The following is a 12,325-nucleotide window of genomic DNA, read 5'->3' as shown; positions in this document are numbered from 1 at the left end:
CGCGGCCGGGAGACTCGGCCCTTATCCGAGCCTGCTCCAGGGCTGGCTCGTGGGATTTGCGATCTGGAGCTGCGCGCCGATCGGCAGCATGACGCTGCTGCTCATTCATCGCTTGACCGGCGGCCGCTGGGGCTTCGCGGCCGGACCGGTGCTACGACCCCTAGCAGTCATGATGCCCCTCGTCGCAATCGCCTTCGTCCCGATACTGGCCGCGCTGCCTTACATCTATCCATGGGCGGCGGATCCCGGGCAGATCAGGCCGGATGTCGCACGCTGGTATCTGACCCAGCCCTCGTTCCTTGCGCGCGCCGTTATCGCATTGATCGGATGGTCCGTGCTCGGCGTGACCTTTGCTGCCGGCGCCGGCGCGCGACTGTTGGCCGCGCTCGGCCTCGCGTTCTTTGGGTTCATGATCAGTATGGTTGCGGTCGACTGGTTCCTCTCCATCGAACCGCATTACGTCGCCACCGCGTTCGCATCGATGATCGCGATGCAGCAGTTGCTGGTTGCGCTAGCCGTGGTCGCCGTCATTGGAACACCGGAGCTCGAGGGCAAGGTCGCAGGCGATATCGGCGGCCTGCTCATCGCAACATTGCTGGGCGTGGTCTATCTCGAATACATGACGTTCGTCGTCGCATGGTACGGCGATCTGCCCGACAAAGCCGGCTGGTTCCTCAAGCGTGGCACCGGCGCATGGAAAATGATGCTGGTCGCAAGCTTTGGGTTCGGCGCGGTGCTCCCGCTGACGATGCTGCTGTTCCAGGCCATCCGACGCAGCCGCGCAGGCCTACGCATTGTCGGCCTGCTGCTGCTGATCGGGACGGCCCTGCACCTGGCTTGGTTGATCGTTCCGGCCTTTGCCGCGCAAGCTTCCGTTGCCGCGACAGGCGCTGGCGCGCTCATCGTCTTGATCGTCGCTTCGATGCTTTTTTCTGATCGCTTCGTCCCCACGGAGCCGCCCCATGCCGAATGAAGAGATGGGCAGCCGCGCACTGCCGCAGCCCGCCGAGATCAATAACCGCATCGTCCTAATCGCTGTCGGCGGATTCCTACTGTTCGTCGCCGTCGCGATTGCGGGACTGCTGCTGTTCCTGAAGGCCCAGGCGCCGGCCGCGCTCGCGCCGAGAACAGAGCAGCGGTTTCCCCAGCCTGAGCTGCAGAAGGCACCGCAGAACGATCTCAGCCGGTTCGAGGCCGCGCAGCACGATGCGCTTTCCTCTTATGGCTGGGTCGATCGCGATCATGGCATCGCCCGTATCCCGATCGAGCAGGCGATGCGGCTGATCGCCGGGCGCGGCGAGCACGCCTATGACCCCCCTGAGGCCAGTGCAAGCTCCCGCTCCAATGAGGGTGGAGGCAGCCAATGAGGCAGGCACTCTTCGTCATCATCGCACTGGCACTTTGGCCCGAACTGGCCTGCGCGGGTTTGACGGAACAACAGATCGGACGGGTCGCGTTCGATCCTCCTCCAGGCGCACGCGTGCCCATGGCCTTGCAGTTCAAGGAGCTCAGGGGCGACACCGTCTCCCTCGCCAACGCGATTGGCGAACGGCCGACGCTGCTGATTCCGGCGGACTTTACCTGCAAGCAGATTTGCGGCCCGGCGCTAACCATCGCAAGCTCCGCCCTGCAGCAGACGGGGCTTGCCGCGGGACGCGACTATAGTGTGGTGGTGGTCGGGATTGATCCGCGCGACGCGATCGATGACGCACGCCAGTTCACTCAGGGTCAGATCGAGGGAGCGGGAATGTCGGTCTTGACGGGGTCGAGCGACAGCGTCGGCGCCTTGCTCGGTGCGATCGGGTATCATACCGAGTCCGACAGCAGCCATGATGCGATTGCGCATCCGGCCGCTTTCGTCACCCTCGCGGCGGACGGACATGTGGTCCGAACGCTGTCGAGCCTGGCTTTGCAGCCGCGTGACCTCCGCCTGGCGTTGCTAGAAGCGGGCAACGGTCGCATCGGCGGCCTTTCCGGGCGGATTGCGCTGCTCTGCTACGGCTTTGACGCGGTGCACGGCATCTATACCCGCCGGATCACCGCCATCCTGCAGATCGCCGGTGCCTCGACGGTGACCATACTCGCCGGCTTCATCGGCGGGATGCTGGTGCGCAGCAGGCGACGCGGAGCCTCAGTATGAACTCGCCGTTCAGGCTCCCGGAAGCGAGTACCCACGCCGTCACGGTGGACCATATCTTCTATCTCTTGCTGTTCCTGTCCGGCGCCACCGTCGTGCTGGTGTTCGGGCTCATCCTGCTGTTTGCCGTCCGCTATCGCCGCGGGTCATCCGCCAAACGCGGCCCGATGCCGGACGTCCTCAGCCGCGAGTTCGAGATCGGCTGGACTCTTGCCACACTGCTCACCTTCGCTTTTCTGTTCTGGTGGGCCTCCTCTGCCGACCTCAGCAGCCTCGCCGCGCCCTCCGGCTCACTCGAGATCCACGTCGTTGCCAAGCAATGGATGTGGAAGACACAGCACGCGAATGGCGCGCGCGAAATCAACGCCTTGCATGTGCCGCTGGGCCAGCCGGTCCATCTTCTGATGAGTTCGCAGGACGTCATCCATTCCTTCTTCGTCCCCGCGTTTCGGGTCAAGAAGGACGTGCTGCCTGGCCGCGACACCGACATCTGGTTTCAGGCCAGCAAGACCGGCACCTTCCCGCTGCTGTGCGCCGAATATTGCGGCACCGATCACTCCATGATGCGCGGCAAGATCGTCGTCATGCGCCAAGACGAGTATGCCAAATGGCTGGTCCAGCAGCCCGAAGGCGACGATCTTGCTCATGATGGAGCCAAGCTGTTCGTGTCGCAAGGCTGCTCGGGCTGTCACGCCGGCTCCTCAAACGTCCACGCACCGCGCCTCGCAGGCATCTATGGCCGCGCAGTGCAGCTTGCCGACGGGCGTACCGTCACTGCCGACGAGGCCTACATCCGCGACTCGATCTTGCAGCCGAAGCGCGACATCGTCGCCGGCTATGAGCCCATCATGCCGAGCTTCAAGGGACTGCTCGACGACGGTGAGATCCAGAGCCTGACCGCCTATATCCGCACACTCGGGGAGGAGCAAAATGACTGATGCCTTGCTCGCCGGAAACCTGCCACTGCCGCCGCGCCCCGATTATCTGCGCCATGGCTCGACGATTTCGTCCTGGCTCACCACTACCGACCACAAGCGCATCGCAATTCTCTACGCCATCACCATCACGTTCTTCTTCTTCCTGGGCGGGGCCGCCATCACCCTTGTCCGGCTTGAACTGTTCGAGCCAAACGGCTGGCTGTTGACGTCGGACACCTACAACAAGCTGTTCTCGTTCCACGGCATCATCATGGTCTGGTTCTTCCTGGTGCCGTCCATACCGAATACTTTTGGTAACTTTCTGCTGCCGCTGATGATCGGCGCTCCGGACGTGGCCTTTCCGCGACTCAATCTGTTCAGCTGGTACCTGACGGTCGCGGCTGGCGCGTTCACGGTCTATGCGCTGGTCGCCGGTGGCGTCGACACCGGCTGGACGTTCTACACGCCCTATTCGTCGATGTTCTCAAACAGCCACGTCTTCGCGGCAGCGGCCGGCGTCTTCGTCGTCGGGTTTGCCAGCATCGCGACTGGTGTGAATTTCATCGCTACCACACACATGCTTCGCGCTCCCGGCATGACATGGTTTCGGCTGCCATTATTCGTATGGGCGATCTATGCAACCGCGCTGATCATGGTGCTCGCCACTCCGGTGTTGGCGATCTCCCTTCTGCTCGTGATCGCCGAGCGCGTGCTGGGATTGCCGATCTTTGATCCCGCTCGTGGCGGAGATCCGATCCTGTTCCAGCACTTGTTCTGGTTCTACTCGCATCCCGCCGTCTACATTATGGTTCTGCCGGCCATGGGGGTCGTTTCCGAGATCATTCCCTGCTTCGCGCGGAGGCGCATTTTTGGATACGATTTCATGGTGTACGCGATGCTAGCGATCGCTGGCATCGGCTTCTTCGTGTGGGGGCACCACATGTTCGTGTCCGGACAATCGGCACTGGCGAGCTTGGTGTTCTCCTTCCTCTCCTTCATCATCGCGGTCCCTTCCGCCATCAAAGTCTTCAACTGGACCGCGTCGCTGTATCGGGGCCAGATCAGCTTCGAATCCCCGATGCTCTATGCGCTCGGCTTCGTCGGGTTGTTCACGACCGGCGGTCTCTCAGGGCTGTTCCTGGCCTCCATCCCCGTGGACATTCATGTCACCGACACCTACTTTGTCGTCGCGCACTTCCACTACATCATGGTGGGCGGCTCGGTCTCCGCGTTCTTCGCCGGCTTGCATTTCTGGTGGCCGAAGGTCACGGGCAAGCTCTACCCGGAGGCTTGGGCAAAGTTTGCCGCCATCGTGATGTATTCAGGCTTCAACATGACGTTCCTGCCGCAGTTCTTCGCGGGCTATCTCGGGATGCCGCGCCGCTATCACACCTATCCGGCAGAGTTTCAGATCTACAATGTCATGTCATCGGCCGGCGCAGCGGTGCTGGCCGCGGCCTATCTGCTGCCGCTCGGCTATTTGACTTGGTCGCTGTTCTACGGCGGAAAGGCCACCAAGAATCCGTGGGGAGCCACGGGCCTGGAGTGGACCACCACGTCTCCACCTCCGCCGAAGAACTTCGACCGGCAACCCCGCGTCGATCGCGCGCCCTACGACTACCACGCCGAAGGCATGTCCGCCGGGACCGATCCTCCCGAAGTGCAGAACGCGAGGGAAACGCAATGAGCGACGACAGTGCACTGTTGCGAGAGCCCTGGTTCGACTTCGCTCGGCAGCGCGAGGCCGGCAAGTTCGGCATCTGGGTCTTCCTTGCCAGCGAGATGCTGTTCTTCGGCGCCCTGCTGCTCACCTACACGATCTGCCGGATCGAGCATCCGGGCGCATTCGCCGCGGCTGGGCGCGAGACGAACATCTGGTATGGCACGGTCAACACCGCGGTCTTGTTGACCAGCAGCCTGACAATGGCCATGGCGTCGCAGGCGGCGGAAGCGCCAGCGCAGCTGCGCAGGCTCGTGCTTGCTTGCCTGTTGACCACCGCCTTGCTCGGTGTCGCCTTCATTGTCATCAAAGGATTTGAGTACAAGGAGGACATTGATAAGCACCTCGTGCCTGGTGCCGACTTCGCGCTGCCTCAGCCGGGAGCGCAACTGTTCTATGGGATTTATTGGCTGATCACGGGTGTGCACGCGATTCACCTGTCGATCGGTATTGCACTGGTCAGCCGCTTGTTCTGGGTGCTGTACCGGCGCGAGCTTCCCACGCGGGACAATCCCGAGCTCGAGGTCACAGCGTTGTACTGGCACCTCGTCGATATCATCTGGATTTTCCTCTACCCGCTGATCTACCTGCCGGGACGCGCATCATGAGGGGCGCAGAAAGACAACCTGTCACTGCTCGCCGGTTATGGCAAAAAAATCTTGTGATCTGGGTTGCGCTGCTCGCGCTTCTCCTGCTTAGCCTCGCCCTTGCTTACGTCCCGATGGGAAGGATCACGACAGCTGCCGGCATCATCATCGCAGCGGTGAAATCTGGCCTTGTCGTCCTGCTATTCATGGAACTCGTCGCATGGAAGCCGCTGCTTCGGATCACGGCGATGTCAGGTCTGGTTTTCCTGATCGCGATGTTTGCATTAACGCTCGCTGACGTACTCGCGCGGCATTAACACTGCGCCTGTACGGCTCACTTCGTGCCGAATATCAGTTCACATCTCGCCGATCTGGTATTCGGCTGCTCCAGTGATAGCGGTACTCGCTGAAACGGATCCCTGCGATCACGACCAACTCTCCTCACACACCGGTCCGCCCTGGGGCCGCATCGAGCATCCGGCAGGCTTCAGGTCGTGCGAATTGCTGCGGCTGCGCTGCCGGTCATCCTGCCAACAGCAGTTCTCGGATCTGGGACACCCGACCATTCGCGACAAAGCCAGCCAGCCTGCTCGCCGGTAGGCAGCTGGTACCTCCCAGGCGAGACGATCGTAAAAAAGTGGGAGATCGGGCAATAGCTACGAAAATTGTCCACCGGCGAGCTGGCGGATGTACTCCCGATGGATCATCTGGAAGCAGCCGCAAGAAGTTTGTCGAAGAAGGTCTGGGTTCGTGATTTCGATGTGCCCGCGGCAGGTGCTGATTACGGCCTGGTCCTCAAGATCGCTCAAGCATTCAGTTACACTTGCGCGCCTCACTCCAAGTAACCTGCTGAGGACATCGTGTGTGAGCGGCACATTATGGTCGTCTAAGCCTTGGCAGGCTACCAGTAGCCAGCGCGCCAACCGCTGCTTAAGCGAATGAACTGCATTGCAAACGCTGGCCTGGGACGTCTGCACCAAGACCACCGCGAGATAGCGATGTAGAGTTTGACGGAACGTCGGAAGGCGATCCGCGAGTTCAAGGAAATCGGAAGAGGATAGCCGCAATGCCGAACCGCCAACCTGTACCACCCGCCGGTGCGGTGGTGCGTGCGCTTGGCCTGTCAGCAGAAGTAGGGCGCCGACCGCGCCTTCACTGCCGATGAGCCAAGCCTCTACGTATTCGTTCTCCCCGACCTTCCCACCCACAGATACCAGACCGTCTGTAAGGAAATAGACGTGCTCCAGAGGGGAGCGCCAGTGGTGAAGGATTTGGCGAGGGCGAAGCTGCACCTGCTCGCCCATGGACGTGATCGATACGAGCTCCTCTTCGGGCAGTAACCGGAGCAATCGGTTCTGCCTCACGGGCGCGGTTACCTGGACGCACATTGCGACTTCGTTCAAGGCCGCGGCTCCGACGCACAATTGAAAGAACTCTGCCGATGATTCCCCACATTGTATCGGGGCGCAAGTTACGTTTTGTCAACTGCCGGGCATATTGGCTCCGACTCTGCTGTTAACGTGGTAGCTGCACTAACCTGTGTCCAGGCAAGCGTCCCATTTCGCCCACTCTCCCCGGCCTGTTTCGGCATCGCGATATCAATCTCTTACTACTACTTGGCACATCCGGTGGAGTTGACCGTAAGGCCGGCGAAGGTTCGGACGTGCTCGAGCATCTCCACCGACCCACAAGTGCTGCCCCTCGGAATCTAAGAAACCGCCCCCTCTCGAGCGAGCCCCTGGCATATCTCCAGCATGACCGTTGCATGCACGGTGTCGTACCAATTCGCAGCAAAAGGGCAAGAATTAGCCCCGTTCAGAACTATATTGTAGTTCAGGGGAATGGGGACCAGCGGTGGCGTCACACCTGAGCTGAAGGCGTGACGGGTCCAAGGTCCAGAGCGAGGCTACGATGTTGATCGACACCCAAATGGCCAATCGGATGGAGGAGGCAATTGATGGGACGTTTCGATCTCTGCCTCACATCTATAGGACCGACGAAATCAAGCTGGAGATCGCGCGCGCCGTTGCGTACAGCGGACTTCCATACCATGCGGCCGCACGAGACGCCGTTATTCAGATGTTCGCAACCCTTGATCGCGCGGTGAGAAATCGCAGGAAGTTGGCCAACCATCAGAACTAGTTAGACCCGACATACGGCCAATATGACCAGAGAGCCGGTCGAGAGTTCAACAAGTGGCGCGTGCGGGAGAAGTGCTGATGCGCTATGCTGACTAGCGCATGCACGTCCGGACGGGCTCTCTTCCGACCTAGTCAGGCAAGCTCCAGGAAACTGGCGCGCTGCTTTCGCTAGTTGACCGACCCGCGCGCACTGCAAGCACTGAGACAATTCCCGGTCAGCTCAAGCGTGCGGTCTCGATACTGATCTCAAAAAGCGGACCACGAGGACCGCGCACCGAAAGGCGCCAATGCTGCCCAGGGTCGAGGTTGCTCTCGAGTGTCTTTAGAGTCCGCAGCGCCTCGCGCCATGCAGCGCTATCGTCCGGCAGATCTTCTCCATCGTAGTCCCTAAAGCATTTGTGATTGTGGATGTGGAAGAAGTATCGCGGCACCATGCTGTCCCCGTCGTCAGGTCGTTAGAACATCATAGCTGCAGATTCGCGCGGCAGAGGTTCAGTGGCTCGCATTTTGGTACGCTCCCGCACAAGCCATAAACTCTCAATGTGCGTGCCGCCGATGTTCCGGTTACAGACATGCGCCCATGACGAGAAAATTCAGGCTCACCGGCAGAATCCCTGCTGCAGCGTACAGTTCAACCAACGACTTGCTCCCCTTCGGCGTTGTAGGTGCAACACCCCAGCCTCGGTCCCTCGCTGGGCGAAAAAGCACCGCAAGAGCCCGCGATCATCGAACAGCTTTCAAGGAAGGGGTCAATGAGGACGCGCGGCGTCCGGTCTCTGTTCCACGTTGCCAGCGCTCTAAACGAAAGTACATGCTGGGGACGAGCTGAGTGCGGAACCGGAAGCGCGGCTTTCCATTGACCATTAAGGGTGTCCTGATGGCTCGGATCGAAGACTACGCGCTTATTGGTGATTGCGAGACCGGCGCACTAGTCGGGCGCGACGGCTCAATCGATTGGCTCTGTTTCCCGCGGTTCGATTCCGACAGCTGCTTCGGGCGGCTGCTGGGGGACGAGAAGAACGGATATTGGAGTCTTCGCCCGATCGGCCGATATACGACCGAGCGTCGCTACCTGCCAGGCACGTTGATCCTGGAGACCGTCTTCGCGACGGAGACCGGCCGTGCACGTCTCGTGGACTTCATGCCGCCCAAGACGGGCGTGTCGAACCTCGTCAGGATCGTTGAGGGCCTGGAAGGATCCGTCGAGATGCGAACCGAGCTGGTCGCGCGGTTCGACTATGGGGTCAGTGTACCCTGGGTGAGCCGCCTAAAGGATGGTGCGGTCAGCTTGGTCGCGGGAGCGTCCATGCTGGTGCTAAGAACGGCGGTGCCGCTGCACGGCAAATCGATGAAGACAGTCGGCGCGTTCTCCGTCGAACCGGGCCAACGCGCTGCCTTTGTTCTCTCCTACCAAACATCGTATGAAGATCCAGCCTCCCCTGACGATCCGTCGCTTCTCCTCGATCGTACAGAAAGTTTCTGGCGCGCTTGGTCAGCCCGCTGTGAAGCGGCGGGGCCATATTCAGACCAGGTTCTGAGATCTCTCATTACTCTCAAGGCACTGACGTTCGCCCCAAGCGGCGGCATTGTCGCTGCGGCGACAACCTCCCTTCCGGAGCAAATTGGCGGGTCTCGCAATTGGGATTATCGCTTCTGCTGGGTCCGGGATGCCACCCTGACGCTGTTGGCTCTTATGGGGGCTGGCTACTACGACGAGGCGCGGGCCTGGCGAGACTGGCTCATCCGCGCCGTGGCAGGAAGTCCGAACCAGTTGCAGATCATGTACGCCGTCACGGGTGAGCGCAGGCTGACCGAGTGGGAGGTGCCCTGGCTGTCGGGATACGAAAACTCAAAACCGGTGCGTATCGGCAACGCGGCGCACAACCAGCTCCAGCTTGATGTCTATGGCGAGCTGATGGACGCATTATACCAGGCCCGTCGAGGCGGCCTCCCCGAGAACAAGCGAGCATGGGCGATCCAATGTGCCCTCCTCGATCATCTCAAAGGAATTTGGACAGAGCCTGATGAAGGTATTTGGGAAGTGCGAGGTGGAGCCAAGCATTTCACCTATTCGAAGATCATGGCGTGGGTGGCTTTCGACCGAGCCATCAAATCGACCGACGAGTTCGGGATGCGCGGTCCCGTGGACGATTGGAAAGCGCAACGCGCCGCCATTCAGAAAGATGTCTGTCAGCGCGGCTACGATGAACAGCGAAAGACCTTTGTTCAGGTCTACGGAGAGTCCCAACTCGACGCATCCCTGCTGCTGATCCCGGCGGTAGGTTTCTTGCCGCCCGAAGATCCGCGGGTGATATCGACCATTGAAGCTGTCGAACGCGAGTTGCTCAAGGACGGCTTTGTGCAGCGATACGATACGAAGGCGACCAAGGACGGCCTGCCGCCTGGCGAAGGGATGTTTCTGGCCTGCAGCTTCTGGTTGGCCGATGCCTATCACCTGATCGGCCGCGATGCTGACGCCAAAGCAATGTTCGAGCGTCTTCTTGCTCTGCGCAATGACGTCGGGCTGCTGTCGGAAGAGTACGACACCGGGCGGAATCGGTTGGTCGGCAACTTTCCCCAGGCCTTTTCTCATATCGCTCTGGTGAACACAGCGCACAATCTCACTCACCGCCAAAAGCCTTCGGAGCACCGCGGTAGCAAGAAAGCGCTCCCGAGCAAGGGACAAGAAAGTATGGGCACCACGAGGAGACCCGTATGACAGAGAGGCCGATCGATCCTGCTGCCTCACCGGCTCCGGAGGCGCGACCTCAAGGGCCGGTTCGCTTTCCGATCGCGCTGGAAGGACAGCCCGCGCTAGTGACGGGGGCAAACTCGGGAATCGGGCGCGCAGTGGCCCTTGGGCTCGCGGCCTCTGGCGCTGATGTGGTGGTCAACTACGTCGCTGACCCGCAAGCAGCGGACGACGTGGCGCATCAAGTCGAGGCGCTTGGCCGGAAGGCGATCACGATCAAGGCCGACGTCAGCGACGAAGAAGACGTCCGGGCGATGTTCGGCAAGGCGATAGATCACTTTGGAACTCTGCACATCGTAGTGAACAATGCCGGATTGCAGCGTGATGCGCCGTTTCACGAGATGACGTTCGAACAGTGGAACACAGTCATCGGCGTCAATCTCACCGGCCAGTTCCTCTGCGCCAGAGAAGCGATCCGTGAGTTCAAGAGACGAGGTGTAGTGAAGAACATCTCCGCCGCAGCGGGCAAACTCCTCTGCATGAGCTCCGTCCATCAGGAGATCCCCTGGGCGGGTCATGCGAACTATGCGGCCTCAAAGGGAGGCGTCATGCAGATGATGCGAAGCTTGGCGCAAGAGGTTGCTCCGCTGGGGATCCGGGTCAATGGCGTCGCGCCTGGAGCGATCCGTACACCGATCAACCGACCCGCCTGGGAAACCAAGGAAGCCTACGACAGCCTGATGACACTGGTCCCCTATCGGCGCATCGGTGAGCCAAACGATATCGCGCAGGCGGTCGCGTGGCTGGTTTCAGATGCGGCCGACTACGTGGTTGGCACCACCTTGTTCATCGACGGCGGCATGATGCTTTTCCCGGGCTTTGCGAGCGGGGGATAGTCACAGCCGCACACCACCATTCTCAACCAAGTGTAAGGGGCTTAAATCGGAACGGCCAAAGCATGCGGGTGTTGCGGCATGGGGTCTTCCGGCAAAAAGGAGGAATGAACATTGCCAAATGGCGCACGGGCAGTGGCCGCAGGCAAGGTCGCCCACGAGGTAGCGAGAGCATTGGCGTCCGCTCTGAAGCGCCATTCCGTCACCTCTCCGAAGAAGGGCCATGGAAAAGAGGAAAAAGCACCTCGCCAGACCTCGTCCTCGCTACGTCCCGAAAAGTAGCGGAGGCCCCCATGCCCGTCTGGCTTGCTGCGGGTCTTTGGGGGCTGCTTGGGGCCTCATCGTTGCTCCTGGGAGCCGCCGTCGCATTCGTCTTCAGGCTGCCTCGGTACGTTACTGCAGGGGTCATGTCTTTCGGCTGCGGCGTGCTGATTTCGGCCGTGGCCTATGACCTTCTGGAGGACGGATACCAGGAAGGCGGCATCTGGCCCATCGTTGCGGGTGCGATGGCAGGCTCTGCCACCTATGCTCTTGCCGATTGGGCGATCTCCCGAGAAGGAGCGCACTCCCGCAAGCGGTCAGGGGACCAGCAGGTCAACGCCAGCGAAGGCGGAGGCCTGGCGATTGCCGTCGGCTCACTTCTCGACGGTATTCCGGAAAGCGTTGTCCTGGGTCTGGGGCTGTTGAGCGGCAAGGGCATTAGCATCGCGATGCTCGCCGCTATCTTTCTATCCAATTTCCCAGAAGGCCTTTCGAGTGCGCTCGGCATGCGAGCGGCTGGCCGTTCCGCGACCTATATCTTTGGCCTTTGGACCGCGATCACCGTCCTTTCGGGACTTGCCGCCTCCTTAGGAGCAGCCTTCTTGGGCGGTGCTGCCCCTCAGGTCGTTGCTACCGTGAGTGCCGTAGCTGCGGGCGCTCTTCTCACGATGGTGGTGAACACCATGGTGCCGGAAGCTGTCGAAGGCGAACAGAAGCTGGCCGGCGTGCTTGTTGTTGTCGGTTTGCTTGCCGCCTTCGCAATTTCTAACCTCGGCCAAACGTAAAAGGCATTGGACGCCTTCTGAATCAATCACGTGTTGTCGGCCCACCTGCCAGAGCAAATTAATTCGGCGGCGGCGTCAGCCGCCGCCGCGTTCATCGTGGCGTGCCATTCTTTTTGTTTGACCGAGTTCGGACGTATCGCCACGTAGTGGACCTCTAGATCTAGGAAGCCAGCCCCTTGCAACGACAACTCT

13 protein-coding genes are annotated in these 12,325 nt (G+C 60.7%); 11 read left to right on the top strand and 2 right to left on the bottom strand.

Annotation, left to right across the window (positions count from 1 at the left end; translation table 11 throughout):
- Positions 1–88 precede the first annotated feature (88 nt).
- Genes AC0L3J_RS22485 through AC0L3J_RS22455 form a run of 7 tightly spaced genes read left to right on the top strand, consistent with a single transcriptional unit; the run spans position 89 to position 5,678 of the window.
- Positions 89–973, top strand: a complete 885-nt coding sequence (locus AC0L3J_RS22485) for a hypothetical protein (protein ID WP_456768981.1) — start codon at positions 89–91, stop codon at positions 971–973.
- Entirely contained in the window at positions 963–1,367 is a 405-nt protein-coding gene (locus tag AC0L3J_RS22480) for a hypothetical protein (RefSeq protein WP_456768980.1), read from the top strand. The genes AC0L3J_RS22485 and AC0L3J_RS22480 overlap by 11 nt, the downstream gene beginning before the upstream one ends.
- Entirely contained in the window at positions 1,364–2,140 is a 777-nt protein-coding gene (locus tag AC0L3J_RS22475) for a thioredoxin domain-containing protein (protein WP_456768979.1), read from the top strand. The genes AC0L3J_RS22480 and AC0L3J_RS22475 overlap by 4 nt, the downstream gene beginning before the upstream one ends.
- A complete protein-coding gene (gene coxB / locus AC0L3J_RS22470) occupies positions 2,137–3,075 on the top strand; it encodes a cytochrome c oxidase subunit II (protein ID WP_456768978.1) in 939 nt (312 codons plus the stop codon). Before AC0L3J_RS22475 ends, coxB begins: the two co-directional genes overlap by 4 nt.
- Positions 3,068–4,741 carry a cytochrome c oxidase subunit I gene (locus AC0L3J_RS22465; protein ID WP_473348332.1) on the top strand — a complete coding sequence of 558 codons (1,674 nt, stop codon included), beginning with the start codon at positions 3,068–3,070 and terminating at the stop codon, positions 4,739–4,741. Before coxB ends, AC0L3J_RS22465 begins: the two co-directional genes overlap by 8 nt.
- Positions 4,738–5,382, top strand: coding sequence for a cytochrome c oxidase subunit 3 (locus AC0L3J_RS22460; protein ID WP_456768977.1), 645 nt, complete (start codon positions 4,738–4,740; stop codon positions 5,380–5,382). Before AC0L3J_RS22465 ends, AC0L3J_RS22460 begins: the two co-directional genes overlap by 4 nt.
- Positions 5,379–5,678, top strand: coding sequence for a cytochrome C oxidase subunit IV family protein (locus AC0L3J_RS22455; RefSeq protein WP_473348331.1), 300 nt, complete (start codon positions 5,379–5,381; stop codon positions 5,676–5,678). The genes AC0L3J_RS22460 and AC0L3J_RS22455 overlap by 4 nt, the downstream gene beginning before the upstream one ends.
- 339 nt (positions 5,679–6,017) lie before the next feature.
- Here AC0L3J_RS22455 and AC0L3J_RS22450 read toward each other — a convergent pair whose 3' ends face one another.
- Positions 6,018–6,764, bottom strand: coding sequence for a Crp/Fnr family transcriptional regulator (locus tag AC0L3J_RS22450; protein ID WP_456768975.1), 747 nt, complete (start codon positions 6,762–6,764; stop codon positions 6,018–6,020).
- 508 nt (positions 6,765–7,272) lie between these two features.
- Here AC0L3J_RS22450 and AC0L3J_RS22445 point away from each other — a divergent pair.
- Entirely contained in the window at positions 7,273–7,503 is a 231-nt protein-coding gene (locus tag AC0L3J_RS22445) for a hypothetical protein (protein WP_456768974.1), read from the top strand.
- Between the two features lie 214 nt (positions 7,504–7,717).
- On the opposite strand, the gene AC0L3J_RS22440 is transcribed toward AC0L3J_RS22445, so the two are convergent.
- Complete coding sequence (locus AC0L3J_RS22440; RefSeq protein ID WP_456768973.1) at positions 7,718–7,936, bottom strand: DUF6894 family protein; 219 nt, start codon at positions 7,934–7,936, stop codon at positions 7,718–7,720.
- Between the two features lie 443 nt (positions 7,937–8,379).
- On the opposite strand from AC0L3J_RS22440, the gene AC0L3J_RS22435 reads away from it, so the two are divergent.
- The 3 genes from AC0L3J_RS22435 to AC0L3J_RS22425 all read left to right on the top strand — a co-directional run bounded on the left by AC0L3J_RS22435 (position 8,380) and on the right by AC0L3J_RS22425 (position 12,133).
- Positions 8,380–10,221 carry a glycoside hydrolase family 15 protein gene (locus AC0L3J_RS22435; RefSeq protein ID WP_456768972.1) on the top strand — a complete coding sequence of 614 codons (1,842 nt, stop codon included), beginning with the start codon at positions 8,380–8,382 and terminating at the stop codon, positions 10,219–10,221.
- Entirely contained in the window at positions 10,218–11,090 is an 873-nt protein-coding gene (locus AC0L3J_RS22430; protein ID WP_456768971.1) for an SDR family oxidoreductase, read from the top strand. The genes AC0L3J_RS22435 and AC0L3J_RS22430 overlap by 4 nt, the downstream gene beginning before the upstream one ends.
- 404 nt (positions 11,091–11,494) lie before the next feature.
- On the top strand, positions 11,495–12,133 hold the full coding sequence (locus AC0L3J_RS22425; RefSeq protein ID WP_456768970.1) for a ZIP family metal transporter: 639 nt from the start codon (positions 11,495–11,497) through the stop codon (positions 12,131–12,133).
- The last annotated feature ends 192 nt before the right edge of the window (positions 12,134–12,325 follow it).

It is taken from the genome of Bradyrhizobium sp. Kon37, from assembly GCF_055807535.1.
This window is presented reverse-complemented; position numbering and strand designations above follow the sequence as displayed.